This is a genomic window from Sphingobium sp. SYK-6 (assembly GCF_000283515.1).
Lineage (GTDB): Bacteria > Pseudomonadota > Alphaproteobacteria > Sphingomonadales > Sphingomonadaceae > Sphingobium > Sphingobium lignivorans.
Genome location: NC_015976.1, coordinates 1,008,087 through 1,031,814 on the forward strand (window position 1 = coordinate 1,008,087; position 23,728 = coordinate 1,031,814).

Below are 23,728 nucleotides of genomic sequence, written 5' to 3' on the forward strand. Positions count from 1 at the left end.
AGAGGGTTGGGAGAGGGGAGGTCGCACGCTGGCTGATCTCCCCCTCTCAACTTCGGCTAGTCAGCACGCTGACAAGCCTCCGTTTCTCTCCCCTCAAGGGGAGAGAGCAACAGCAGCAATATCGTCGTATCCGAACAGTCTGCTTTTATGAAGGGCCGTGCGATAGCGGAACGGCTCGATTGGCGTGAGGAGCGGACGTTTCCCACTTTTCGTCATTCCCGCGCATGCGGGAATCCAGTCACCCCAGCGACGCGAAGCCAAGGCCGACGGCAAGGTCTTCCCAGTTCGGGTTCGCTTGCTCGATCAAGTCGAGTTTCTAGGCCCGGCGCCACTTCTTCATCTGCTTTTCGCGCAAGATCGCGTGCTCCATCGTCGCATGCAGCGTTGCCACTGGATTCCCGCATCCGCGGGAATGACGGCGGGAAGAGGGAGCGGCTTCGCCCCCCCTAGCTCCCCGCCAGCCCATGATCCTGCCGCACCATGTCGGCGGCCTTCTCGCCGATCATGATGCAGGCGGCATTGGTGTTGCCGCCCACGATGCGCGGCATGATCGCGGCGTCGGCCACGCGCAGGCCCGCGATGCCGTGGACGCGCAGGCGGGCGTCCACCACCGCCATGTCGTCCTGCCCCATCGCGCAGGTGCCCACGGGATGGAGCGCGGTGTTGATGGCGTTGCGCACCCAGGCGTCGATCTCGTCGGGCGTCCGCACGTCCGGGCCCGGCATCACTTCGCCGGTCAGCACTTCGCTGAGCGGCGCGGTCGCGAACAGCTCGCGCAGCTGCGGGATCAGGCGGCGGAAGAAGGCGCGGTCATTCTCGGTCGAGAGGACATTGGAGAGGATGCGCGGCTTGTCGGTCGGGTCGGCCGAGCGCAACTTCACCCATCCGCGCCCTTCCGGCCGCAGCAGCACGCTCGCCATGGCGCAGACGTCCGCCTTGGGCTTGCGCCAGCCGGGGAACCACAATTGCGCGCCGATCATCGTCGGCTGGAAGAGGCATTGCGCGTCGGGCCGTTCCAGTTCCGGCCTTGTCTTGAGGAAGCCGTTGGCCGTCACCGGCATGTCGGAAATCATGCCGCCGCGCGTGAGCAGCCATTGCAGCCCGGCGATCCCGGCGCGATCGAGCCGCAGCTGGTTCGTCAGCGTCACGTCGCGGCGGGCGGAAACCACCATGGCCACCGAGGGATGGTCCTGCAGGTTGCGGCCGACGCCCGGAAGATGATGCACCATGTCGATGCCGTGGGCGGCGAGCTCGTCCGCCGGGCCGATGCCGGAGAGCATGAGGACCTGTGGCGAATTATAGGCGCCGCCGGAGAGGATGATTTCCTGCCGCGCGGCGACGCGCTGCGTCCGCCCCTCCCGGTCGACATAATGGACCGCGACGGCGCGGCCCTTCTCGATCTCGATCCGCGTCACCAGCGCGCCGGTTTCCACCGTGAGATTGGGGCGGGACATGGCGGGGATGAGGAAGCGCGCCGCCGTGCTGCCGCGCTGCCCTTCATGGATGCACAGGCCCGGCGGGCCCCAGCCTTCCTGCTCGGCGCGGTGGAAGGTGTCGCGCTCGGCATAGCCGCGGGCCTTGGCGGCGGCGATGAAGCGGCGATAGAGCTCGTTGTCCTTGGGCTGCACCTTGATGCTGAGCGGGCCGCCCTTGCCGTGCCAGTGGTCGGCCTCGCCCCAGTGGTTCTCAGACTTGCGGAAATAGGGCAGCACATCGTCATAGCTCCAGCCCTCGTTGCCGAGCTGGCGCCACTCGTCATAGTCGCGCGCATGGCCGCGTGCGTAGAGCATGCCGTTGATCATCGATGAGCCGCCCAGCGCCTTGCCGCGCGGCTGGCGGATCTGCCGGTCGTTGGCGAAGGGCTCGGGCTCGCCCATGTAGCTCCAGTTGAACTTCGGGTCCGCCATCACGAAGGGGAAGAGGATGGGCATGGCGAGCCGCATCGATCGCTCGCGCTTGCCGGCCTCCAGCACCAGCACGCTGGCGTCCGGGTCCTCGGAGAGGCGCGCGGCGATCACCGCGCCGGACGAGCCGGAGCCGATGACGATGAAATCGGGCGTTTTGCTGGCCAAGACTCAGAGTTCCTTGAAGCGGGCGGACTTGATGTGCGTGAACTTTCCGTCGCGGATGCGATAGAGGATGATGCTCTCGATCTCGCGCACGTCGCCTTTCTTCGTGGGCCACATGTCGAAGTCCGGCCAGTCCTCGATCGTCTCGAAGCGGGTGTGGACGTGCAGGCAGGCGCCGTCCGGCGCGATCACGAGGTCGAGGATGGTCAGCGTCTCGGCGAAATGCGCCTTGATGCCGCGATAGAAGTCGGCAATCGCCTCGCGGCCCACGATATGCTTGCGCTCGCCGAGCTGGAAATCGACGTCATCGGCGTAGAAGCTGGAAAAGCCCTCGAAGTCATTGGCATTGAAGGCGCCGATATAGCGCTCGAAATCCTCTCTCGTCACAGGCTTCTCTCCTCGCGGGCTGGCAGGTCGTCGGCCGGCAGCACGCGGCCCTTGATGATGTCGGCCGCGCGCTCGGCGATCATGATCGTGGGCGCGTTGATGTTGCCGCCGGTCTCGTCGGGCATCACGGAGGCGTCGATCACGCGCAGCCCTTCCATGCCGATGACGCGCAGCTGCGGATCGACCACGGCCATCGGCCCGCTTCCCATGCGGCAGGTGCCGAGCGGATGCTGGGTCGTCGTGGTCGTCGCGCGGATGTGTTCGTCCAGCGCTTCGTCGCTCTGCACGTCGATGCCGGGCGCGATCTCGGCACCGGTGATCTCGGACTGCGGGGCGGTCGCATAGATCTTGCGGGCGATGCGGATGCCGGCGCGCGCGGTCGCGAAGTCCGCCGGCGCGCTGAACAGGTTGAGGAAGATGCCGACATGGTCGTCGGCGCGCGGGCTCTTGAGGAAGACGCGGCCCCGGCTCTCCGGATGCAGCAGGATGACGTCCGCCGTCAGCTTGTGCGGCGGGCGCTTCTTGATGCCGGGGAACCAGAGATGCGCGTCCAGCGTCACCGGGTTGCACCAGAGCTGGATGTCCGGCTGGGCGAGGCGCGGGTCGGTGCGCAGCACCGGGTTGGCGCTGTTCACTTGCCTGGCGAACGGGCCGGTGCCCATGAAATACCAGCGCAGCACGCTCAGCGTCGCCTTGTCGAAGCGCAGCTCGTTGACGAACGTCACCGGCGCGGCCTCGAAGGTCACCGGCGTGCGCGGATGCTCGGAGAGATTCTGCCCGACGCCCGGCAGATCGTGCACCACGTCGATGCCCATCTCGCGCAAATGCGCCGCCGGGCCGATGCCCGAGAGCATGAGCAGCTGCGGCGAATTGTAGCTGCCGCCCGAGAGGATGACGTCGCGCGTCGCCGTCGCGGTCTTCAGTATGCCGTCATGGCGATATTCCACGCCGGTGGCACGCCGCCCTTCCGTCAGCACTCGCTGTGTCATGGCGTTGGTGCGCACGGTCAGGTTGGGGCGGGTCATGGCGGGCTTGAGATAGGCCGCATAGGTCGAGGCGCGGCGGCCATGGCGATCGATCGTCAGCTCGACGCGGCCGACGCCTTCCTCGTCGCCGTCATGGATGTCGTCGGTCAGCGGGAAGCCGGCATTGCGCGCGGCGGCCATCAGCTCGTCATGCAGCAGCCATTTGGTGGCATTGGGCGTGACGCTGAGCGGCCCGCTGCCGCCGTGCAGCGCGGACTCGCCGCGCCAGCTGTTCTCCATCCTGCGGAAATAGGGGAGCACGTCGGCATAGCTCCAGCCGGTGCAGCCCATCTGCGCCCAGCGGTCGAAATCGGCGCTGTGGCCGCGCATGAACACCATGCCATTGATCGAGCTGGAGCCGCCGAGCAGGCGCCCGCGCGGCAGAATGAGCTTGCGGCCGTTCATGTGCGGCTCGGGTTCGGTCCAGTAGGGCCAGGTATAGCCCGGCTTGAACAGCGCCTTGAGGAAGCCGAGCGGCATGCGGATCAGCCAGTCGTCGCCCCCGCCGCCGGCTTCCAGCAGCAGCACCCGCACGGCCGGGTCCTCGGTGAGTCGCGCGGCGAGCACAGCCCCGGCGGACCCGGCGCCGACGATCACATAATCGAATTTCTCGGTGGACAGGGCCGCTCTCCAGTTGATTTTGTCGCGTCCACTTGGCGCGATCACGATCATGCTGTTATTGGGGAGTTCATGATGATTCAACAACTCTCGGTGGCCATGCGTCCCGGGAGCGGAACTGGAAAGGATGCCACCGCCCATGAACGCGCCTTATAATCCCGGCCTGCTCGAGCAATTGAAGCTTCGCTACGGCGCCGGCCCGGTGAAGATGCTCATCGGCGCGGACTGGGTGGAAGCCGCGTCCGGTGAGACGTTCGAGACGCGCAATCCCTCCACGGGCGAGGTCATCGCGCATGTCGCCGCGGCAGGCGATGCGGACATCGATCGGGCCGTCGCCGCCGCGCGCGCCGCTTTCGAGGGCCCCTGGTCGAAAGTGAAGCCCGCCGAGCGCGCCAACATGCTGCTTCGCCTCGCCGATCTCATCGAGGCCAATGCCGAGGAGCTCGCTCTGCTGGAGACGCTGGACGTCGGCCGGCCGATCCAGTTCTCGCGCATGCTCGATGTCGGCGGCGCGGTCGGCCAGTTGCGCTACAATGCCGGCTGGGCGACCAAGATCTACGGCGAGACGGCCGAGATCAGCGCGCCGGGCGAATGGCTCTCTTATGTGCTGCGCGAGCCGGTGGGCGTGTGCGCGCAGATCGTGCCGTGGAATTTCCCGCTCGTCATGGCGGTCGGCAAGCTCGCGCCCGCGCTGGCGGCCGGTTGCACCGTCGTCCTCAAGCCTGCCGAGCAGACGCCGCTCAGCACGCTGCGGCTGGGCGAGCTGGCGCTGGAGGCAGGCATTCCCGAAGGCGTGCTCAACATCGTGAGCGGCCTTGGCCGCACGGCCGGCGCGGCGCTGGCGGCGCATCCGGGCATCAACAAGATTTCCTTCACCGGATCGACCCAGACCGGCAAGGCGATCATCGAGGCGTCGAAGAGCAATTTCGCGCGCGTGCAGCTGGAGCTGGGCGGCAAGTCGCCCACCTTCATCTTCGCCGATGCCGATCTGTCCCGGGCCATCCCGGCCGCCGCCATGGGCATCTTCTTCAATGCCGGGCAGGTCTGCGCCGCCGGCTCGCGCCTGTTCGTGCATGAGAAGGTGGCCGATGCGGTGCTGGAAGGCGTGGTCAACATGGCGAAGGGCATGAAGGTCGGCCAGACGCTGGAAGCCGATACGATGATCGGCCCGCTCGTCAGCGCCGCGCAGCTCGATCGCGTGACCGGCTACATCGCTGCCGGCCGCGAGGAAGGCGCGAACATCCTCGTGGGCGGCGAGCGGATCGGCGAGGAAGGCTATTTCGTCCAGCCGACCGTGCTGCTCGACACCAAGGCCGACATGCGGGTGCGCAAGGAGGAAATCTTCGGCCCGGTGCTTTGCGCCATGCGGTTCGGCGACGATGATGATGTCGATGCGCTGGCGGGTCGCGGCAACGAGACGGAGTTCGGCCTCTCCGCGTCCATCTTCACGCAGAACATCTCGACCGCGCACAAGCTCGCCCGGCGCCTGAAGGCCGGCACGGTGCGCATCAACGGCTCGGGCGGTGTCGATCCCGCGCTGCCGCTCGGCGGCTTCAAGGCCTCCGGCTGGGGACGCGAAAACGGCAAGGCCGGCATCGAGGCCTATACCGAGCTCAAGGCCGTGAGCGTCTCGCTCTGATGCCGGGGCAGGAGGGGGCCCTCCCGGCGGCAAGTCCTGATCCGGTCCGGGAGGCTGGCCCGCTCGAGGAAGCCTGGAGCATCTTCGATGCGCGGCATCTGCCTTATCGCCTGCTGATGCTGGGCAAGATGCTGGACCGCATCTCCACCCAGCAGGTGCGGGACGTGGCGAGCGTGTCCCTCGCGGAATGGCGCGTCCTCGCGCATATCGCGGTGATGGGCTCGCGCAGCGCCAGCGAAGTGTCGGTCGCCGCGCTGGTGGACCGTGCCGAGGTCAGCCGCGGGGTGCGCTCGCTGGAGGAGAAGGGCTATCTCACCCGCGTGAACAATCCCCGCAACCGCAAGAGCAGCCTGCTGGTGCTGACGCCTGCCGGTGCGGACGTCTATGAGCGCATGCAGCAGCAGCGCCGCGCCTTCTACAGCGTGCTGACTGCCGACCTGAACGCCGGGGAGCTGCAGATGCTCGACGAGCTGCTGCTGCGGATCGCGCGCCGGGCGGACGGGCTCGCCCGCGAGCGGCCTTTCGAAGGTGGGACAACCGAATGAATTATGATGCTTATGTCGCTGCCTTCAATCAGGGCAATGACGAGGAACTGGTCGAGACCTGGTTCGCGCCGGACTGCGTGATGTACAGCTCGTCCCGGGTCAGCCGGGGGCGGGAGGAACTGCTGGCCTTCCTGCACTGGGCGCATGACGGCGTGCGCGAGATCGTGCGGCCGCGCCTGGTGATGCAGCAGGAGAACCGCCTGTTCGTCGACGTGGACATGGATTTCATCTGCACCGAGCCCCGGCCCGATTTCCCCTTCGCGCCGCTCATGCCGGGCGACATCCTCACGGTGCGCTTCTTCGTCACCTACACGCTGGATGAGCACGGCCGCATCGCCGAGCTCTGCTCGATGACCTGGCCGGCGGAGCAGGGCGTCATCAAGGCGCCCATGCTTTCGGGCCATGCCGGCGGGCGCGCCGCCTATCAGGCTTATGCCGCGGCCTTCAGCGACGGGGACATGGAGCGGGCAGGGCGCTATTATACGGACGACTGCACGCTGCGCCTGCCCACTGCCCCGCTCATGGTCGGCAAGCAGGCCATTTGCGATTTCTACGGCACCATGTTCCGGTCCGTGCGCGAGCATCTGACCATCCACAGCCTGGTCATCGACGACAAGGGCATTGCCGTCGATTGCACCAGCACCTTCACGGCGCAGGTCGATGCGCCGGACTTCGTCGTCGCGCCCCTGCGCAAGGGCGAATCCGTGTCGGTGCGCGTGTTCGTGGTCTACGGCCTGCGCAACGGGCAGATCAGCACCATCGACGTCGCCCGCGCCTCAACCCCGGAGGGCTGAGCCCCCGGGGGGGCTAGGCGGCATGGAGGAGTTCGCGGCCTTCGAGGGAGCCAGGAGTCAGCTTTTCAGCCATGTCCGTCGTCATCCCGGGCTCGACCCGGGATCCCGCTTCTTCTTTTTCTCAAACCCTCCGGACCCGCCGATCTCCAAGGCAGCGGGATCCCGGATCGAGTCCGGGATGACCTCGTGAATGACGGGATAGGGTGCGCCCCTATGGCCTCGGCATTTGTCCAAGCCGCCCGGGTAGGCAACGCGCTCCAGAGGGCTAATGTCGATCCGCCTAAGGCACACCCGGCTTACGGGCGCGGCTGGCTGAACGAGGGCGGATCGCTCGCCGGGAAGGATTCGTCGGACGCCTCGTCAACATCGTCCCAGTGGGGCGGCTCGTCCTTCATCTCGTCCGGGCCGGCATCGCGGACCTTCGGGATCGGGGGCGTCTTGCCGTCCGTGTCCTCGGGGCCGGCGGCGGGCGCCTGATCGTCCGGCTTGCGGCTGTCGTCAGCTGACATTGTGCATCTCCTTGATGTCCCGCCTCGGGTCTCGCGCGGGTCTCATCTGTAGCAACCATTGACCGGGCCGCCGGTTGCACCCCGCGTGCAGCCAATGCCCCGGTGTCGCGTTGTCGGGGCATGGGACGGACTTTCTTCTCGCGCTTCTCCCGGTGGCTGCGGCGCCTCGTCTGGTTGGCAATCGTCATTCTCGCCGCGCTTCTCGCCTTCGCTCTCCTGCGGCCGGCGCCGCAGGACCTGCCCTGGACGGAGCTGGATCTGGGCCAGCCGATCGGCCTGTTCACCGGGCGCAAGCTCACCGGGCTGGCGGAGGATGGCGAACGATGCCGCGCGCTGCTGCGCCAGGCCGGGGTCGTGACCGAGGCCGCGCCGATCGCGGGGCAGGGGCAATGCGGCGCGGCCGATGCCGTGCGCATCGGGTCCGGACAGGAAATGCTGGCTCTCGCGCCCGCGAGCGTCACGCCCGCCTGCCCGATCGTGGCTTCCATGGCGGTGTGGAAATGGCAGGTCGTGCAACCGGCGGCGCAGCGCTTGCTGGGCGCGTCGGTCGAGCGGATCGAGCATCTGGGCAGCTACAGTTGCCGGCGGCTCTACGGTCGGTCCGAGGGCAACTGGAGCGAACATGCCACGGCCAACGCCATCGACATCAGCGCCTTCGTGCTGACCGATGGCCGCCGCATCTCCGTGCAGCGCGACTGGTCGGTGCCGGGGCAGGAAGCGATCTTCCTGCGCGAGGTCCGCGACGGCGCCTGCCGCCTGTTCGCGACGGTCCTCTCGCCGGACTATAACCAGCAGCATCACGACCATCTTCATCTCGATCAGGCCCAGCGAGGCCAGATGGGCTGGCGCGCCTGCCGCTAGGCGGCGGGGAGGCGTGTAGCTTTTCAGCCACTTCCGTCGTCATCCCGGGCTCGACCCGGGATCCAGCTTCTTCCTTTTCTCAGACCGTCCGAACCCGGCGATCCTCAAGGCAGCGGGATCCCGGACTCGGCCCGGGATGACATGGTCAACGACGAGACAGCGTGCGCCCTCTCAGATCTGCGCGAGACCGCCATCGACGAACACTTCGCCGCCGGTCATGAAGCTGCTGTCGCTCGACGCGAGGAACGCGGCGACCGCGCCGATCTCGGAAGGATCGCCCAGCCGCCCGATCGGGGTGCTGGCGCCCAGCGCCTCGAAGGGCTCCCTGCCGACGACGTCGAGCGCCAGATCGGTGAGCGTCGGCCCGGGCGACACGACATTGACGCGGATGCCGGTGCCCTTGAGATCGAGCGCCCAGCTGCGGGCGAAGTTGCGCACCGCAGCCTTCGAGGCGCTGTAGATGCTGAAGCTGGGCGTGCCCATCTCGCCCGTGGTCGATCCGGTGAGGATGATCGAGCCGCCCGCGCGCATCAGCGGCAAGCCCTTCTGCACCGTGAAGAGCGTGCCCTTCACATTGACGTCGAATGTCCGGTCATAATGGCCCGGCGTGATCTCGCCGAGCGGTGCCAGCTCACCGGTCCCGGCATTGGCCACGAGGATGTCCAGCGTGCCGCGCTGCGCCTCCACGGCGGCGAACAGCCGGTCGAGATCGGCGAGCTCCGTCACCGAGCCCTGGATGGCGGCGCATTGGGGCCGAGCTTGGCCACGGCGGCATCGAGCGCGTCCTGTCGCCGGCCGAAGAGGAAGACGAACGCGCCTTCCGCCACGAAGCGCTGCGCAATCCCGAAACCGATGCCGCTTCCGCCGCCTGTCACCACTGCCGTCTTGCCGTTCAACCTGTCCATCTTTCGTCTCCTTGTTTGGGGTGACGCAAAGCTGGCGAGGCACACACCTATCGACAAGTATGCACTTTTTGGTAAGCATCAAAATATGGCCCCGACTCCCCCCTGCATTCCCGGCTTCTCCTGCGGTCTCGACGCCACGCTCAAGGTGGTGGCGGGCAAGTGGAAACCGCTCATCATCTACTTCCTGCTGGAGGGCCCCAATCGCTATGGCGAGCTCAAGCGGGCCGTGCGCGGCGTCAGCGACAAGGTGCTGATCCAACAGCTCAAGGAACTGGAAAGTGACGGAATTGTGATCCGGACCGACTATCGGGAAGTGCCCCCGCGCGTCGATTACAGCCTCACCGCGCTGGGCCACAGCCTGGCGCAGGCGCTGGTCCCGCTGTCCAACTGGGGCGCCGAACATATGGAGGAAGTCGCCCGCGTCTTCGCCGAGCGGGACAAGTGGCGCCGCCCGTCGCTCGACGTCGGATAGAGCCGGACAAGGTCCTGCGCGACCGCCCTTCCGCGCAGGCCTGCGAGGTCGCCGCGCAGGTCCGATCCATGTGTCCTAAAATGTCCGGAAATGATCCGGTTCGTCAGTCCCCGCTCTCCAGCAGGGCGATCAGTCCGCGCTCCGGCCGGCTCAGCCAGCGTGTCCGTCGCGGCAGGCGGATGGCTTCGCGCCGCGCTTCGCGGCCCGCCTTGGCGAGGTCGAGCAGGCGGGGGTGCACATAGGCTTTCCGGGCGACGGCGGGGGTGTTGCACAGATGCTCGGACACGAAGGCGAGCATGGCATTGATGCCGGGGCCGTTCGCGTCGTCCGCCAGCCATTCCAGCGCCAGCGAGCTGGCCCGCCAGATGCGGAACTGCTTGGCGGTGAAGTCGGCGCCCATCGTTTCCTGGATATAGCCATTCACGTCCGATGAGGTGATCGGGGCCGCGTCGCCATCCTCGCGCAGATGCTGGAAGAGATGCTGGCCCGGCAGGTCCTGCATCCGCTTGACGAAGCGGATCAGCCGCCGGTCCGTCATGCCGATCTCGCACAGCTTGCCGGACTTGGCGCGGAAGCGCAGCATGAGCTTGCCGCCCGCCAGCTTCGCGTGGCGCATGCGCAGCGTGGTCGCGCCGAAGCTGCGGTTCGTCCGCGCATAGGCTTCGTTGCCGATGCGGATGCGGCCGCTGTCGAGCAGATACACGACCGAGGCGATGGCCCGCTCCCGGGAGAGCAGCCGGCTGCCCATGTCCTTCTCCACGCGGGCGCGGATGCGCGGCAGGGCGTGCCCGAAGGCGACGCAGCGATCGAACTTCAGTGATGCGCGCTCGGCCGTGAAATCGGGATGGTAGCGATATTGCTTGCGCCCCCGCGCATCGATGCCGGTGGCGAGGATATGCGCGTCGGGGCGGGGCGCGAACCAGGCATCGGCATAAGCGGGCGGCAGGCCCACCGCGTTCAGGCGGTCGATTTCCTCCCGGTTCGTGATCCGCTCGCCATGGGCATCGAAATAGGCCCAGTGGCTGCGGACCTTGCGCCGCGTGATGCCGGGCAGGCTGTCGTCGACGAAGACGAGGGATTGCGACATGATGCTCCCGGCGATGCGGTTTCGACGAGCGGACAATGCACGAACCCGCCAAAAGGAGCCGGGCCGGCTGCGGAACGCGCCGGGAAGGCTTGCGGGAGAGCGGCGCACCGTTCAATTGAAGGCGGGGGCTGTCGCAAGGAGTAGCGCATGACCGAGACCCGGACGGAAACCGACAGCATCGGCGCGATCGATGTCCCCGCGCAGGCTTATTGGGGCGCGCAGACCCAGCGCAGCATCGAGAATTTCCCTTTCGCGCCCAGCGAGCGCATGCCCGTCGGCATCATCCATGCCCTGGCGATCGTGAAGCGCGCCGCCGCACGGGTGAACCGGGCGCACGGGCTGGACGGGGGCATCGCCGACGCCATCGACGAGGCAGCGGCCGAAGTGATCGCCGGCCGGCATGACGACCAGTTCCCGCTGGTGATCTGGCAGACCGGCAGCGGCACGCAGAGCAACATGAACGTCAACGAAGTGATTGCCGGCCGCGCCAATGAACTGCTGACGGGCACGCGCGGGGGTAAGAGCCCCGTCCATCCCAATGATCATGTGAACAAGAGCCAGTCCTCCAACGACAGCTTCCCCACGGCCCTGCACATCGCCGTCGCCCGCGCGGCGACCGACGAGCTGCTGCCGGCGCTCGATTATCTGCGCGACCTGCTGGAAGCGAAGGCGCAGGCCTGGAAGGACATCGTCAAGATCGGCCGTACCCATCTGCAGGATGCGACCCCGCTCATGCTGGGGCAGGAATTTTCCGGCTATGCCCGGCAGCTCTCCAATTGCCGCGAGCGCATTGCCCATGCCGTGATGCACGACGTGCTGGCGCTGGCGCAGGGCGGCACGGCGGTGGGCACGGGGCTCAACGCGCCGGAAGGCTTCGCCGAGGCCGTGGCCAGCGAGATTTCCACGCTGACGGACCTGCCCTTCTATACCGCGCCCAACAAGTTCGAGGCGCTGGCGTCGAACGACCCGCTCGTGCATTTCTCGGCGGCGCTTTCGACGCTGGCGGTCGCGCTCACCAAGATCGCCAATGACATCCGCCTGCTCGGCTCGGGCCCGCGCTCGGGGCTGGGCGAGCTGGAGCTGCCGGCAAACGAACCGGGCAGCTCGATCATGCCCGGCAAGGTCAATCCCACCCAGTGCGAGATGCTGACGATGGTCGCGGCGCAAGTGATCGGCAATCATCAGGCGGTCACGGTCGGCGGCCTTCAGGGGCATCTGGAGCTCAATGTCTTCAAGCCGCTGATCGGCGCGGCGGTGCTGCGGTCGCTTCACCTGCTGGCCGTGGGCATGGACAGTTTCGCGGAGCGCTGCGTCGAGGACATGGTCCCCAACGAGGCGCGCATTGCCGAGCTGGTCGCGCGTTCGCTGATGCTCGTGACCGCGCTTGCCCCGGCGATCGGCTATGACAATGCCGCGAAGATCGCCAAACATGCTCATGAGAGCGGCCTCACCCTGCGCGAGGCGGGGCTGGCGCTCGGTCTCGTCGATGAGGCCCTGTTCGACAATCTGGTGCGCCCGGAAACGATGGTCTGATCGCCCCGGCGGGATAGCGGGCTCCGGAGCCGCGAAGACTATTCGGGCTCCGGGGCGGGGTTTCGGGCGCCGTTCGACACGGCGTTGTCCGGTCGCGACGAAGCATGACGGCGCATGGGAACTGGAGCCCCCGCCAGTCCGTTCAGTCTGTGTGTGGCAAGCGGATGCGCTGCTGCCGCCATCTCCGCTGCATCGGGCAGGCCCGGCCTGCCTCCGGGCGCGGAGATCATGCGTCACTACAGACTTGAGAGGAGCCCCCATGGCTGAAACAATCGCAATCGATGAAACCAATCGCCTGATCTCGTCGGACAAGGTCGACGGCACCACCGTCTATGATCGCCAGGGCGAGAAGCTCGGCAGCGTCCGCAATTTCATGGTCGACAAGCGCTCGGGCAAGGCGGAATACGCCGTGCTCCAGTTCGGCGGCATCTTCGGCATCGGCAGCGAATATTATCCGCTCCCGTGGGACATGCTCACCTACGACACCAATCTTGGCGGCTATGTCGTCGAGATCAGCAAGGAACGGCTGGAAGCCGCGCCGCGGTATGAGGAGCGCGCCGAGCCCGAATATGACCATATCTATGGCCGCCAGGTCTATGGCTATTGGGGCGTCCCTTACCCGTTTGTCTGAGGATGGCCGTGCGCCGGGCGGTGGGGTGTGCCCCATTCGCCCGGCGGATCGCCCCACGGATTTCAGGCCAGCTAACAGGGAAATTCATGATGACCGAGACAGTCGAGATGATCCATGAGGATGCCCTGCCGGGCGAGGAGCGCAAGCTTCATCCCCAGCCAGAATGGCAGCCTCGTTATCCGGGTTCCGGGCGGCTCGATGGCAAGGTGGCGATCGTCACCGGCGCCGACAGCGGCATCGGCCGCGCCGTCGCCGCGCTGTTCGCCCGGGAAGGCGCGAATGTCGTCATCGCCTATCTGTGCGAGCATGAGGATGCTGCCGAGACGGAGAAGATCGTCCGGGCCGAGGGCCGGCAATCGCTCGTCTTCGCCGGCGATCTGGGCGAGAAGGCGATATGCGACGAGCTGGTCCAGCGGACCATGGCTGCCTTCGGTCGTATCGACGTGCTGGTGAACAATGCCGGCGAGCAGCATCCCGACAAGAATATCGAGGACATCACCGAGGAGCAGCTTCGGCGGACCTTCCAGACCAACATCTTCTCGATGTTCTTCCTCACACAGGCGGTCATGCCGCACCTGCGCGAAGGCGCCGCGATCATCAACTGCACCTCCGTCACCATGTACAAGGGCTCGGAAGAGCTGCTGGATTATTCAAGCACGAAAGGCGCGATCACGGCCTTCACCCGTTCGCTCAGCGAAAATCTCCTTGGCAAGGGCATCCGCGTGAATGCGGTGGCACCCGGGCCGATCTGGACGCCGCTCAATCCGTTCGGCGGCGCCACCAAGGAAAAGCTCGCCCATTTCGGGGAAAGCACGCCGATGGGCCGGCCGGGCCAGCCGAACGAGGTCGCGCCGAGCTTCCTGTTCCTCGCCTGCGAAGATTCGAGCTACATGAGCGGTCAGGTGCTGCATCCCAATGGCGGCATGATCGTCGGCAGCTAGACCGGCGTGGCGCTACTCGGGGTCGATGGGCAGTTCGGTGGTCTGCTTGACCGTCTTGAGCGAAAAGCTGGAATTGACCGCCGTGACGCCCGGCAGCCGCAGGAGCTTCTGCTTCAGGAACGCGTCATAGGCCTCGATGCTGCGGCACAGGATCCGCACGAGATAGTCGCTTTCCCCGCTCATCGAGTAGCAGGCCACGACTTCGGGATGCCCACTCACCGCCGCCTCGAACGTGTCGAGCGTGTCGCCGTCATGATGGCTGAGCCGGACATGCGCGAACACGTCGACGACCAGACCCAGGCGCCGGGCATCGAGCAGCACGGCGCGCCCCGCGATATAGCCATGCTGTTCCAGCGCCTTGAGCCGCCGCCAGCACGGCGTCTGCGAGAGGCCGATCCGCTCCGCCAGCGCACTGATACTGATCTCCGGAGCGGCCTGCAACTCGGCCAGAATCTTTCGATCGAACGGGTCGAGAGAAAATTCTTCCGTTTTCATGGCTGAGATAGGATCATTGTTCCGGATTCATGCGCTCTGCCTCTGCAGAAAGCAATGTCGTTCCGCGGGCGGCTGTGAGACACTTCCCCGAGAAGAACAGACCTGGAGAGGTTGCCGATGAGGAATGAACCATCATTCTCTCTCTACATTCCCGAGCCGGATGCGCGCCCCGGCGGCGTGCCCGACTTTTCGCATCTGCGCCTCGAGCCGGCAGGTGCGGCGGACCGCCCCCATCCCGAGACGCGGGGGCTCGACATGCGCGAGGTGCCTTATCGCTTCGTGCGAGTGCTGGATGAGGATGGGCAGGCCGTCGGTCCGTGGAAGCCCGATATCCCTGTCGCGATGCTGATCCGCGGACTGCGCGCCATGATGCTGACCCGCATCTTCGATGATCGCATGTTCCGCGCGCACCGGCAGGGCAAGACCAGCTTCTACATGAAGTCGACGGGCGAGGAGGCCATTCCCGTCGCGCAGTCGCTGATGCTCGGCAAGGGCGACATGTGTTTCCCCACTTACCGGGTGCTGGGCTGGCTGATGGCGCGGGACTATCCGCTCATCGATCTGGTCAACCAGATCTTCTCCAATGAGCGCGACCCGCTCAAGGGGCGGCAATTGCCCATCCTCTATTCCGCGCGGGATTATGGCTTCTATTCCCTCTCGGGCAATCTGGGCAGCCGCATGGGTCATGCGGTGGGCTGGGCCATGGCCTCGGCCTACAAGGGCGACGACAAGCTGGCGCTGGCCTATGTGGGCGACGGCACCACGGCGGAAGGCGACTTCCACGAAGCGCTGACTTTCGCTTCGGTCTATCATGCGCCCTGCCTGCTGTGCATCACCAACAACCAGTGGGCGATCTCCAGCTATTCGGGCTTTGCCGGCGCGCAGGAAGCGCCGCTTGCCGCGCGGGCCATCGGTTTCGGGCTGCCCGGTCTACGCGTCGACGGAAACGACTTCCTCGCCGTCTGGGCCGCGACGCAATGGGCGGTGGAGCGGGCGCGCGCCAATCTCGGCGCGACGCTCATCGAGTTCGTCACCTATCGTGTGGCCGGCCATTCCACGTCCGACGATCCCACCCGTTACCGGCCGAGCGACGAAGCCAGCCATTTCCCCCTTGGTGATCCCGTCGAGCGGCTGAAGCGGCACCTGATCGCGCTCGGCGAATGGGACGATGCTCGCCACGCCGCACTGACCGAGGAACTCGATCAGGCGGTGCGGGCGGCCATGAAGGAAGGCGAGGCGGTCGGCACGCTGGGCAAGTCCAAGCCGCCGGTGAGCGAGATGTTCGAGCATGTGTTCAGCGAACCCGACTGGCGCGTGATCGAGCAGCGCCGCGAGATGGGAGTGTGACCGGCCCATGGCGCTGATGAACATGATCCAGGCGCTCAACAGCGCGCTCGACGTCAAGCTGGCGCAGGATCCCGACGTGGTGCTGTTCGGCGAGGACATCGGCTATTTCGGCGGCGTGTTCCGGGTGACGGACGGGCTTCAGGCGAAGCACGGGCTCACGCGCTGCTTCGACACGCCGATTGCGGAAGGCGGGATCATCGCGACCGCCATCGGCATGGGGGTCTACGGGCTGCGGCCGGTCGCGGAGATCCAGTTCGCGGACTATATCCTGCCGGCCTTCGATCAGCTCGTGTCGGAGGCGGCGCGGCTGCGCTACCGGTCCGGCGGCGAGTTCTGGGCGCCGATCACGGTGCGGTCGCCTTATGGCGGCGGCATTTTCGGCGGGCAGACGCACAGCCAGTCGCCCGAGGCGCTGTTCGCGCATGTGACCGGGCTCAAGACCGTGATCCCCTCCAATCCCTATGATGCCAAGGGGCTGCTGATCGCGTCGATCGAGGATGATGATCCCGTCATCTTCATGGAGCCCAAGCGCATCTATAACGGGCCATTCTACGCGCGGCCGGACGAACAGCTCAAGAGCTGGGCCGGCACGGGCGATCCGCTCGCCGAGGTGCCGGAGGGGCACTATACCGTGCCGCTGGGCAAGGCCGCGACGGTGCGCGAGGGCAAGGACGTGACGGTGCTCGCTTATGGCACCATGGTCCATGTCGCCAAGGCGGGCATCGAGGAAAGCGGCATTGATGCCGAGCTGATCGACCTGCGCTCCATCGTCCCGCTCGATATCGAGGCGATCACCGCCTCGGTCGCGAAGACGGGGCGCTGCGTGATCTTTCACGAGGCGACGCGCTTCGGCGGCTTCGGCGGCGAGCTTTCGGCGCTGGTGCAGGAGCGCTGCTTCTGGGCGCTCCGGAGCCCCATCCTGCGGGTCGCCGGCTGGGACACGCCTTATCCCCACGCATTCGAGTGGGATTACATGCCCGGCCCCGGCCGGCTGGCGGCCGCGCTCCGCAAGGCCATGGAGGACTGACGCGATGGGACGCTATCTCTTCCGCCTGCCGGACATCGGGGAAGGTGTGACCGAGGCGGAGATCGTCGCCTGGCATGTGCAGCCGGGCGCCCGCATCCGCGAGGACGATAATCTCGCCGATGTGATGACCGACAAGGCGACGGTGGAAATGACCTCGCCGGTCGATGGCACGGTGACCGCCGTTCATGGCGAGGTCGGCGCGATGCTCGCCGTCGGCGCGGTGCTGGTCGAGCTTGAGGTGGAAGGCGAGGGCAATGCCCCGGCGCAAGCCGCGGCCGTCGCCCCCGCCGAGCCGCCGGTGCCTCCGCCATCGGCAGCCGTGGAGAGCAGCGCGGAGGCGGCCCCCGCCGTCGCGCCGGACCGCACATCGCCTGCGCCGTCCGCGCGCCGCGCCGCGCCGCCTTCACCGTCTCCGTCCCCGTCTGAGAAAAGCCGCGCCGTGGCGGGGCGCGTGGATATCCCCATCGGCCCCCGGCAGGTCTTCGCGGCCCCGGCCACGCGCCGCCGGGCCTATGAGCTCGGCATCCCGCTCCAGTTCGTGCCCGGCACCGGTCCGGGCGGGCGCATCCTGCCGTCCGATCTGGATGACTTCATCGCATCGGGCGGCATGGCGCGCGCGCCCGGCGGGCTTGCGCCGCGCACGGGCGGCGAGGATGTGAAGATCGTCGGCCTGCGCCGCCGCATCGCCGAGAAGATGCAGGAAGCCAAGCGGCGCATCCCGCACATCGCTTATGTCGAGGAAGTGGACGTCACGCAGATCGAGGCGCTGCGCGCCGAGATGAATGCCCGGCCGGACGAGGGCCAGCCCAAGCTCACCTTGCTGCCGTTCCTCATCCGTGCGCTCGTGCGGGCCCTGCCGGACTTTCCGCAGGTCAATGCGCGCTTCGATGATGACGAGGGCGTGCTGCATGTCTCCGCCGGCGTGCATGTCGGCATCGCGACGCAGACGCCGGGCGGGCTGATGGTGCCGGTGCTTCGCCATGCCGAGGCGCTGACGCTTGCGGAGATCGCGCGCGAGATCGCCCGACTCTCGACTGCCGCGCGCGATGGGACGGCGAAGCGCGAGGAGCTTTCCGGCTCCACCATCACCATCACCTCCCTCGGGCCGCTCGGCGGCATCGCGACGACGCCGGTCATCAATCACCCGGAAGTCGCGATCATCGGGCCGAACCGGATCGTCGAGAAGCCGGTCGTGCAGGGGCAATTTGTCAGCGTGCGCAAGGTGATGAACATCTCCTCCTCCTTTGATCACCGCATCGTCGATGGCTATGACGCCGCCTCGTTCATCCAGGCGCTGAAGCGGCTGATCGAGCATCCCGCGCTCATCTTCATGGGAGACGGCGCATGAGCGGCCGGACGCTTCGCCCGCGCGTGCTTGTCGTCGGCGGCGGGCCGGGCGGCTATGTCGCCGCAATCCGCGCCGGGCAACTCGGCCTGGAGACCGTACTGGTCGAGGCCGGCCGGCCGGGCGGCACTTGCCTGACGCGCGGCTGCATTCCTTCCAAGGCGATCATCCACGCGGCGGACCTTTTCGCGGAAACGTCCCGCGCGGCGGCGCAGGGCGGCCATCTCGGCATCCGTCTCGCCGCCCCGCCGACGCTCGATCTGGCCGCGACCATGCGGTGGAAGGACGGGATCGTCGACCGGCTGAGCAATGGCGTCACGGCCCTGCTGCGACGGGCGCAGGTGACGGTGCTGAAGGGCTGGGCCAGTTTTGCCGATGCCAAGAGCTGCACGGTCGAGACGGCGGAGGGCCCGGTCAGGATCGAGCCCGAGCATGTCATCCTCGCCACTGGCTCCCTGCCGGTCGAACTGCCGTCGCTGCCGTTCGGCGGGGATGTGCTGTCCTCCACCGAGGCGCTTGCGCTCACCGAATTGCCGCGCACGCTGGCGGTGGTCGGCGCGGGCTATATCGGCCTGGAGCTGGGGATCGCCTTCGCCAAGCTGGGCGTGCGCGTGGCGCTGGTCGAGGCGGCCGAGCGCATTCTCCCGCTCTATGACGAGTTGCTTACGCGCCCGGTGCTGGACTGGCTGCATGCGCATGACGTCGAGCTTCACCTGCAGGCGCGGGCAGGCGGCCGATCGGCGCGCGGGCTGGATATCGAGACGCCGCTGGGGGATCGCTTCGCCATCCCCGCCGAGAAGATCCTCGTCACCGTCGGCCGCCAGCCGAACACGCAGGGCTGGGGCCTGGAGACCATGGCCATCGCGATGGACGGGCGCTTCATCAAGGTGGACGAGCGCTGCGCCACCTCGACCCGCAATGTCTGGGCGATCGGCGACGTGACCGGCGAGCCGATGCTGGCCCATCGCGCGTCCGCGCAGGGCGAGATGGTCGCGGAGATCATCGCGGGCAAGCGCCGCCGCTTCGATCCGGTGGCGATCCCCGCCATCTGCTTCACCGAGCCGGAGATCGTGACCGTGGGCGTCGAGCGGGCGGACGAGAGCCACGTCGTCGGACAGTTTCCCTTCATGGCCAATGGCCGCGCGCTCAGCATGGAGGCGGGCGACGGCGGCGGCTTCGTGCGCACCGTCGCGGAAAAGGGCAGCGGACGGATCGTGGGGCTGCAGGCCGTGGGCCGCCATGTCTCCGAGCTCGCCAGCGGCTTCGTGGCGCTGATCGAGATGGGCGCGACGCTCGAGGATGTGGCGGGCATGATCCATGCGCATCCCACGCTCGGCGAGGCCGTCCATGAAAGCGCGCTCAAGGCGCTGGGCCATGCCATCCATGTCTGAGACCGACGGTACGGAGCCGCATGGCGCCCTGCCGGACGAACAACCGACCATCCGCGTCACCGCAATGCCCGCCGATGCCAATTTCTACGGCGACATGTTCGGCGGCTGGCTGGTCGGGCAAATGGATCTCGCCGCGAGCGCTTTCGCCTCGCGCTACTCGCGGGGGCGGGCGGTGCTCGTCGCGATCGAGGGCATCGCTTTCCTGCGGCCCGTCCGGGCAGGCGATGAACTCTCCATCTACACGCGGCTGGACCGGCTCGGCCGCAGCTCCATGCGCATCGCGGTGCAAGCCTGGAGCCGCCCGCGCGACGGCGATGCCGCGGCGAAAGTGACGGACGGCATCATCACCTTCGTCGCCGTGGACGAGGCCGGACGGCCAAGAGCCGTGGAGCCCGGCTGAAGCGCCGGGGCGCGGCGTTGGCGTGCCCGTCAAAAGGGGCCGGCCGGACAAGAGGGACAAGGTGACGTCCGCCCCCACGACATTCCGTTGTTCCGGCGGCCGTCACAAATCTCCGAAACCCGCCCGGCAGCGAGACGGGGGCTGGCCAGTAGCCGCCTTTCCGGACACGACGCCAATGGAGACGTCACCTCTTCTCACGAAAAGTGGGAAATCTCCGCTCTCCACCCCCGTCGGTCGTCCGCCTCGCCATTCTCGGTGCCTGAAAGCCATCGGTGAGCTTGCCGCCTGGCAGCAATAGGCGTGATACGAGAAATTTGCCGCCGCAAGGTCCCTCCGCTTGCAGGAAGGAACCCACTCGCCCCCCCCCGTCCGCAACGTCACCGGCCTCGCCACGGCCCATCAGCCGTTCGTGGCTTGCGCCATGGCGAGGATGCGGCGGGCCTGCGCCAGATGGGGGCGATCGATCATGCGTCCGTCGAGCGACAGCGCGCCCGCGCCGGGATGCGTGGCGAAAGCCTCCACGATCGCGCGCGCCCGCGCGACTTCATCGGCATCGGGCGTGAAGCCGGCATTGATGACGGGCACTTGCGCGGGATGCAGCGCGAGCATCCCCGTGAAGCCGTCCCGCCGCGCGCGCGCGACATAAGCGGCGAGGCCGTCCATGTCCGAGAGGGCGGGGAACACGGTGTCGATGGCCGGCACCCCCGCCGCATGGGCTGCGAACAGGGCGAGGCTGCGCACCATTTCATAGGGCGGGGTGTAGCGCCCGTCCGCCTCCCGCGCGGTGCTCGCGCCGATGGCGGCGGGCAGGTCCTCCGCGCCCCAGCTCAGCCCGGCGAGCCGGTCCGCGCAGTTGCGGTAGCTGCCGAGTTCGAACAGCGCGGCAGGCGTTTCCGTGGCGATGGGGATCACCGGCACCGTCTCCGTGCCGAGCAGCTCGTCGAGCAGATTGATCGATGCCGCGCCTTCCGCCTTGGGCAGCATCACGGCATCCGGCCGGGCGGCGCGCAGGCAATGAATGTCTTCCCGGATCGCATCGCTGTCGAGCGGGTTGATGCGCAGGATGGCGGGGACCATGCGCTCGCCGGCCATCCACTCCGTCACGGCCGCCCGCGCCGCCGCCTTGCGCTCGGGCACGACCGAATCCTCAAGGTCGAGGATGACCGCGTCCGCGCCGCTCGCCGCCGCCTTCCCGAAGCGATCCGGCCGGTCGCCGGGCACGAACAGCAGGGAGCGCAGGGCCTTCATGCCGCCGGCTCGCGCAGGAGCAGGGCGGTGCGCAGCCCCTTGCAGACGATCTCGTCGCGCTGGTTGGAGAGGCGATGCTCCCATGTCGCGATGCCCGCATTGGGGCGGGACTTGCTCTCGCGCAGGGCTGTCACTTCGCTCTCGCAGCGCAGCGTGTCGCCGATGAACACCGGGGCGGGCAGCACGATCCTGTCGAAGCCCAGATTGGCGATGAGGCAGCCCATCGTCGTGCCCTCGACCGAGAGGCCCACCATGAGGCTGAGCGTGAAGGTCGAGTTGACGAGGATCCGACCGAACTCGGTCGCCTTTGCGGCCTCGGCGTCGAGATGCAGCGGCTGCGGATTGTGAGTCATCGCCGACCAGAGGAGATTGTCCGTCTCCGTCACCGTGCGGCGGACGGGATGGACGATGATGTCGCCGATCCTGAGTTCGTCAAAGAAGCGGGCGGTCATGCTCTTCTCCGTCGTGCTGCTGTTTGCGTGCCGGGAAGCATGCGTCAGGAGGGGGGCTGAAACAAGGTCAGGCCGATGCTACGGGCTCGATGCGCGCCAGCAATGCGTCGACCTGCACCTGCCCGCCGACGCCGGCATTGAGCGCGGCCACGGTGCCATCGAATGGCGCGGTGAGGCTGTGCTCCATCTTCATGGCCTCGAGCGTGAGCAGCTTCTGGCCCCGCGTGACGCTCTGTCCCTCGGTCACGTCCACCGCGATGATGCGGCCCGGCATGGGGGCGAGGATGGCGCCGTCCGAAGCGCCGCCGGTGGCGTCGGCCGCATAGCGGGCTTCGGTCAGCATGAAGCTGCTGCCGTCCTCATTGACGAGATAGCCCTCGCTCACGACGCCGACGGGCACGAATGCGCCGCTCTCATCCTCCGGCACGGTCAGGGCATAGTCGCGCTTGCCGTCGGTCAGGCGGATGGTGACGGGCGCTGCCGGGCCATTGAGCCGGAAGCCGCGCAGGTCGGCCCATGGTCCCGATCCCGCCGCCGCATGGTCGGTCCGGCCGGGCAAGTGATTGGTCGCGATCCGCGCCACGGCCTCGAGCGCATGCGTGCTCGGCTCGCCGGCGGGGGTCAGCTCGGCCAGCTTTCGCTCGATAAGGCCGGTATCCACTTGCCCCGCGGCAAAATCGGGATCGCGCAGCAGCCGGCCGAGGAAACCGGCATTGCACCGCACCGGCCAGCAGATCACATCCTCGCAGATGCCGCCAAGGCTCTGCATGGCGATCTCCCGCGATGCCGCATGCGTGACGAGCTTGGCGATCATGGGATCATAGAAGGGCGAGATGGCATCGCCCTGCCGCACGCCGGTCTCGATGCGGGCATGGCTGCTCTGCGTCCAGCCATCGATGTGGAAATGGGTGAGCGGGCCGGTGGACGGGAGGAAGCCTGCCGCGACATCCTCGGCATAGAGCCGCGCTTCGATCGCATGGCCCTGGATGGCCAGCTCGTCCTGCCGCTTGGGCAACGGCTCGCCGCTGGCGACGCGCAATTGCCACTCCACCAGGTCGACCCCGGTGATTTCCTCGGACACCGGATGCTCCACCTGCAGCCGCGTGTTCATCTCCATGAACCAGATGCGATCGGCGGAGAGCCCCTGGCTGGCATCGGCAATGAACTCGATCGTGCCGGCGCCGACATAGTCCACCGCCTGCGCGGCGCGCACGGCAGCGGCGCAGAGGGCTTCGCGCGTCGCCTCGTCCATGCCGGGGGCGGGCGCTTCCTCGATCACTTTCTGGTGCCGCCGCTGGAGCGAGCAGTCGCGCTCGAACAGATGGACGATGTTGCCATGGGTGTCGCCGAACACCTGCACCTCGATATGGCGCGGCGAGAGGATGTATTTCTCGATGAGCACGCGATCGTCGCCGAACGAGGCGGCTGCCTCGCGCTTGCAGGAAGCGAGAGCATCGAGGAAATCGGCGGCCGCGTCCACCCGGCGCATGCCCTTGCCGCCGCCCCCTGCCACGGCTTTGATGAGCACGGGATAGCCGATGGCGTCGGCCTCCGCCTTCAGCCGCCCGGGGGATTGGTCCTCGCCGAGATAGCCGGGCGTGACGGGGACTCCGGCCGCCTGCATCAGCGCCTTGGCGGCATCCTTGAGGCCCATCGCGCGAATGGAATGCGGCGTGGCGCCGACCCACACCAGCCCGGCATCGATGACCGCCTGCGCGAAGTCGGCATTCTCGCTGAGGAAGCCGTAGCCGGGGTGGATGGCCTGCGCGCCCGTCTGCTTCGCCGCTGCGATGATCTTCTCGCCCACCAGATAGCTCTCCCGAGCGGGGGAGGGGCCGATATGCACGGCGTCGTCCGCTTCCCGGACATGCAGCGCATGGGCATCCGCATCCGAATGGACCGCGATGGTGCGAATGCCCATGGCCCGCGCGGTGCGGATGATCCGGCAGGCGATCTCGCCGCGATTGGCGATGAGGAGGGACGTGATCATGGATGGGCTCGCGACGG

Annotated in this window: 22 protein-coding genes and 1 pseudogene; 13 read left to right on the plus strand and 10 right to left on the minus strand. The window is 67.5% G+C overall.

All coding sequences use genetic code 11. The annotated features are described in order from the left end of the window. Window positions 1-446: 446 nt before the first annotated feature. The 3 genes from SLG_RS04660 to SLG_RS04670 are packed head-to-tail and all read right to left on the minus strand — an operon-like array spanning window position 447 to window position 4,183. Complete coding sequence (locus SLG_RS04660; RefSeq protein WP_014075274.1) at window positions 447-2,072, minus strand: GMC family oxidoreductase; 1,626 nt, start codon at window positions 2,070-2,072, stop codon at window positions 447-449. 3 nt (window positions 2,073-2,075) lie between these two features. Further along, the gene (locus SLG_RS04665; RefSeq protein ID WP_014075275.1) at window positions 2,076-2,456 is read right to left on the minus strand and encodes a nuclear transport factor 2 family protein; all 381 of its coding nucleotides are present in this window, start codon (window positions 2,454-2,456) and stop codon (window positions 2,076-2,078) included. After that, entirely contained in the window at window positions 2,453-4,183 is a 1,731-nt protein-coding gene (locus SLG_RS04670) for a GMC family oxidoreductase (RefSeq protein WP_014075276.1), read from the minus strand. The genes SLG_RS04665 and SLG_RS04670 overlap by 4 nt, the downstream gene beginning before the upstream one ends. 55 nt (window positions 4,184-4,238) lie before the next feature. Between SLG_RS04670 and SLG_RS04675 the strand changes: the two genes are divergently transcribed. From SLG_RS04675 to SLG_RS04685, 3 genes are read left to right on the plus strand one after another with little or no spacing between them, the layout of a single operon-like run. Further along, on the plus strand, window positions 4,239-5,738 hold the full coding sequence (locus SLG_RS04675) for an aldehyde dehydrogenase family protein (protein WP_014075277.1): 1,500 nt from the start codon (window positions 4,239-4,241) through the stop codon (window positions 5,736-5,738). Further along, a complete protein-coding gene (locus SLG_RS04680; RefSeq protein WP_014075278.1) occupies window positions 5,738-6,283 on the plus strand; it encodes a MarR family winged helix-turn-helix transcriptional regulator in 546 nt (181 codons plus the stop codon). Before SLG_RS04675 ends, SLG_RS04680 begins: the two co-directional genes overlap by 1 nt. Further along, window positions 6,280-7,077: a nuclear transport factor 2 family protein gene (locus SLG_RS04685; protein ID WP_014075279.1), complete on the plus strand. Its 798-nt coding sequence runs from the start codon at window positions 6,280-6,282 to the stop codon at window positions 7,075-7,077. The genes SLG_RS04680 and SLG_RS04685 overlap by 4 nt, the downstream gene beginning before the upstream one ends. Window positions 7,078-7,373: 296 nt before the next feature. On the opposite strand, the gene SLG_RS04690 is transcribed toward SLG_RS04685, so the two are convergent. Continuing rightward, window positions 7,374-7,586: a hypothetical protein gene (locus SLG_RS04690; protein ID WP_014075281.1), complete on the minus strand. Its 213-nt coding sequence runs from the start codon at window positions 7,584-7,586 to the stop codon at window positions 7,374-7,376. A gap of 120 nt (window positions 7,587-7,706) precedes the next feature. On the opposite strand from SLG_RS04690, the gene SLG_RS04695 reads away from it, so the two are divergent. After that, window positions 7,707-8,447 carry an extensin-like domain-containing protein gene (locus SLG_RS04695; protein WP_014075282.1) on the plus strand — a complete coding sequence of 247 codons (741 nt, stop codon included), beginning with the start codon at window positions 7,707-7,709 and terminating at the stop codon, window positions 8,445-8,447. A gap of 171 nt (window positions 8,448-8,618) precedes the next feature. Here the strand turns inward: SLG_RS04695 and SLG_RS04700 are convergent. After that, window positions 8,619-9,352: pseudogene (locus SLG_RS04700) on the minus strand (SDR family NAD(P)-dependent oxidoreductase). Between the two features lie 85 nt (window positions 9,353-9,437). On the opposite strand from SLG_RS04700, the gene SLG_RS04705 reads away from it, so the two are divergent. After that, window positions 9,438-9,824, plus strand: a complete 387-nt coding sequence (locus SLG_RS04705) for a winged helix-turn-helix transcriptional regulator (RefSeq protein ID WP_014075285.1) — start codon at window positions 9,438-9,440, stop codon at window positions 9,822-9,824. A 103-nt stretch (window positions 9,825-9,927) separates the two neighbouring features. On the opposite strand, the gene SLG_RS04710 is transcribed toward SLG_RS04705, so the two are convergent. Next, window positions 9,928-10,911, minus strand: a complete 984-nt coding sequence (locus tag SLG_RS04710) for a DNA topoisomerase IB (protein WP_014075286.1) — start codon at window positions 10,909-10,911, stop codon at window positions 9,928-9,930. Between the two features lie 147 nt (window positions 10,912-11,058). Here SLG_RS04710 and fumC point away from each other — a divergent pair, with 147 nt between their 5' ends. The 3 genes from fumC to SLG_RS04725 all read left to right on the plus strand — a co-directional run bounded on the left by fumC (window position 11,059) and on the right by SLG_RS04725 (window position 14,016). Continuing rightward, window positions 11,059-12,444: a class II fumarate hydratase gene (fumC, locus tag SLG_RS04715; protein WP_014075287.1), complete on the plus strand. Its 1,386-nt coding sequence runs from the start codon at window positions 11,059-11,061 to the stop codon at window positions 12,442-12,444. A gap of 259 nt (window positions 12,445-12,703) precedes the next feature. After that, window positions 12,704-13,075, plus strand: a complete 372-nt coding sequence (locus tag SLG_RS04720; RefSeq protein WP_014075288.1) for a PRC-barrel domain-containing protein — start codon at window positions 12,704-12,706, stop codon at window positions 13,073-13,075. Between the two features lie 89 nt (window positions 13,076-13,164). Beyond that, window positions 13,165-14,016, plus strand: a complete 852-nt coding sequence (locus SLG_RS04725) for an SDR family oxidoreductase (RefSeq protein WP_041392637.1) — start codon at window positions 13,165-13,167, stop codon at window positions 14,014-14,016. Window positions 14,017-14,028: 12 nt separating this feature from the next. Here the strand turns inward: SLG_RS04725 and SLG_RS04730 are convergent, their stop codons facing one another. After that, on the minus strand, window positions 14,029-14,511 hold the full coding sequence (locus SLG_RS04730; protein WP_014075290.1) for an Lrp/AsnC family transcriptional regulator: 483 nt from the start codon (window positions 14,509-14,511) through the stop codon (window positions 14,029-14,031). A 117-nt stretch (window positions 14,512-14,628) separates the two neighbouring features. Between SLG_RS04730 and SLG_RS04735 the strand changes: the two genes are divergently transcribed. The 5 genes from SLG_RS04735 to SLG_RS04755 are packed head-to-tail and all read left to right on the plus strand — an operon-like array spanning window position 14,629 to window position 20,021. Then, window positions 14,629-15,858, plus strand: coding sequence for a thiamine pyrophosphate-dependent enzyme (locus SLG_RS04735; RefSeq protein WP_014075291.1), 1,230 nt, complete (start codon window positions 14,629-14,631; stop codon window positions 15,856-15,858). A gap of 16 nt (window positions 15,859-15,874) precedes the next feature. Further along, window positions 15,875-16,885 (plus strand): alpha-ketoacid dehydrogenase subunit beta, encoded by a 1,011-nt coding sequence (locus SLG_RS04740; protein WP_269453896.1) that lies wholly within the window; start codon window positions 15,875-15,877, stop codon window positions 16,883-16,885. Between the two features lie 4 nt (window positions 16,886-16,889). Continuing rightward, entirely contained in the window at window positions 16,890-18,233 is a 1,344-nt protein-coding gene (locus SLG_RS04745) for a dihydrolipoamide acetyltransferase family protein (RefSeq protein ID WP_014075293.1), read from the plus strand. Beyond that, on the plus strand, window positions 18,230-19,621 hold the full coding sequence (gene lpdA / locus SLG_RS04750) for a dihydrolipoyl dehydrogenase (RefSeq protein ID WP_014075294.1): 1,392 nt from the start codon (window positions 18,230-18,232) through the stop codon (window positions 19,619-19,621). Before SLG_RS04745 ends, lpdA begins: the two co-directional genes overlap by 4 nt. After that, a complete protein-coding gene (locus SLG_RS04755) occupies window positions 19,614-20,021 on the plus strand; it encodes an acyl-CoA thioesterase (RefSeq protein ID WP_014075295.1) in 408 nt (135 codons plus the stop codon). The genes lpdA and SLG_RS04755 overlap by 8 nt, the downstream gene beginning before the upstream one ends. A gap of 399 nt (window positions 20,022-20,420) precedes the next feature. Here the strand turns inward: SLG_RS04755 and SLG_RS04760 are convergent, their stop codons facing one another. Genes SLG_RS04760 through SLG_RS04770 form a run of 3 tightly spaced genes read right to left on the minus strand, consistent with a single transcriptional unit; the run spans window position 20,421 to window position 23,711 of the window. Continuing rightward, entirely contained in the window at window positions 20,421-21,269 is an 849-nt protein-coding gene (locus SLG_RS04760; RefSeq protein ID WP_014075296.1) for an HpcH/HpaI aldolase/citrate lyase family protein, read from the minus strand. Then, the gene (locus SLG_RS04765) at window positions 21,266-21,769 is read right to left on the minus strand and encodes a MaoC family dehydratase (protein WP_331386531.1); all 504 of its coding nucleotides are present in this window, start codon (window positions 21,767-21,769) and stop codon (window positions 21,266-21,268) included. The genes SLG_RS04760 and SLG_RS04765 overlap by 4 nt, the downstream gene beginning before the upstream one ends. 19 nt (window positions 21,770-21,788) lie before the next feature. Further along, on the minus strand, window positions 21,789-23,711 hold the full coding sequence (locus SLG_RS04770) for an acetyl/propionyl/methylcrotonyl-CoA carboxylase subunit alpha (protein WP_014075298.1): 1,923 nt from the start codon (window positions 23,709-23,711) through the stop codon (window positions 21,789-21,791). Window positions 23,712-23,728: the final 17 nt, after the last annotated feature.